The following is a 1,201-nucleotide window of genomic DNA, read 5'->3' as shown; positions in this document are numbered from 1 at the left end:
GTCGCCCTCGGCGACGATGGGCTTCTGGTTGAACGAGGTGCCCTGGTTGGAACGCTTGAACTTCGCCACGCGGTACGTCGTCCGGGTGCCGTCGTCGTTCATGACCGTGACGTAGTCGGCGGAGACCTCCTCCACCACGCCGGCCTTCTCGGCGCTGATGACGTCGCCCGCGTCGGTCGCGGCACGGTACTCCATGCCGGTGCCGACCAGCGGCGCCTCGCTCTTCAGCAGCGGCACGGACTGCCTCTGCATGTTGGAGCCCATGAGCGCGCGGTTGGCGTCGTCGTGCTCCAGGAACGGGATCATCGCGGTCGCGACGGAGACCATCTGGCGCGCGGAGACGTCGACGTAGTCGACCTCCTCGGCACGCGCGAGCTCGGTCTCACCGCCCTTGGTGCGGACCAGGACGCGGGACTCGGCGAAGGAACCGTCGGGGTTGAGCGCGGTGTTGGCCTGCGCCTTGACGTACCGGTCCTCCTCGTCGGCCGTGAGGTAGTCGATCTGCTCGGTCACCTTGCCGTCGACGACCTTGCGGTAGGGCGTCTCGACGAAACCGAAGGCGTTGATGCGGCCGTAGGAGGCCAGCGAGCCGATCAGACCGATGTTCGGGCCTTCAGGGGTCTCGATCGGGCACATCCGGCCGTAGTGGGACGGGTGCACGTCGCGGACCTCGAAGCCGGCCCGCTCACGCGACAGACCACCGGGGCCCAGCGCGGACAGACGCCGCTTGTGCGTCAGCCCGGCCAGCGGGTTGGTCTGGTCCATGAACTGCGACAGCTGCGAGGTGCCGAAGAACTCCTTGATCGACGCCACGACCGGGCGGATGTTGATCAGGGTCTGCGGCGTGATGGCCTCGACGTCCTGCGTGGTCATGCGCTCGCGGACGACGCGCTCCATGCGGGCCAGGCCCAGGCGGACCTGGTTCTGGATGAGCTCGCCCACGCTGCGCAGACGACGGTTGCCGAAGTGGTCGATGTCGTCGGTCTCGACGATGACCTCACGGCCCTCGGCGCCCGGCATCGACTCCTCGCCGGCGTGCAGCCTGACGATGTACTCGATGGTGGCGACGATGTCCTCTTCGGTCAGCGTGCCCTGGGTGATCTCGGCGTCGATCCCAAGCTTCTTGTTGATCTTGTAACGGCCGACCTTGGCCAGGTCGTAGCGCTTGGGGTTGAAGTAGAGGTTCTCCAGCAGGGTCTGC

1 pseudogene is annotated in these 1,201 nt (G+C 67.1%); it reads right to left on the bottom strand.

The annotated features are described in order from the left end of the window. Positions 1–1,201: pseudogene (locus ACFSKW_RS32670) on the bottom strand (DNA-directed RNA polymerase subunit beta); the annotation flags it as partial.

The organism is Nonomuraea mangrovi (genome assembly GCF_042681425.1).
Lineage (GTDB): Bacteria > Actinomycetota > Actinomycetes > Streptosporangiales > Streptosporangiaceae > Nonomuraea > Nonomuraea mangrovi.
This window is presented reverse-complemented; position numbering and strand designations above follow the sequence as displayed.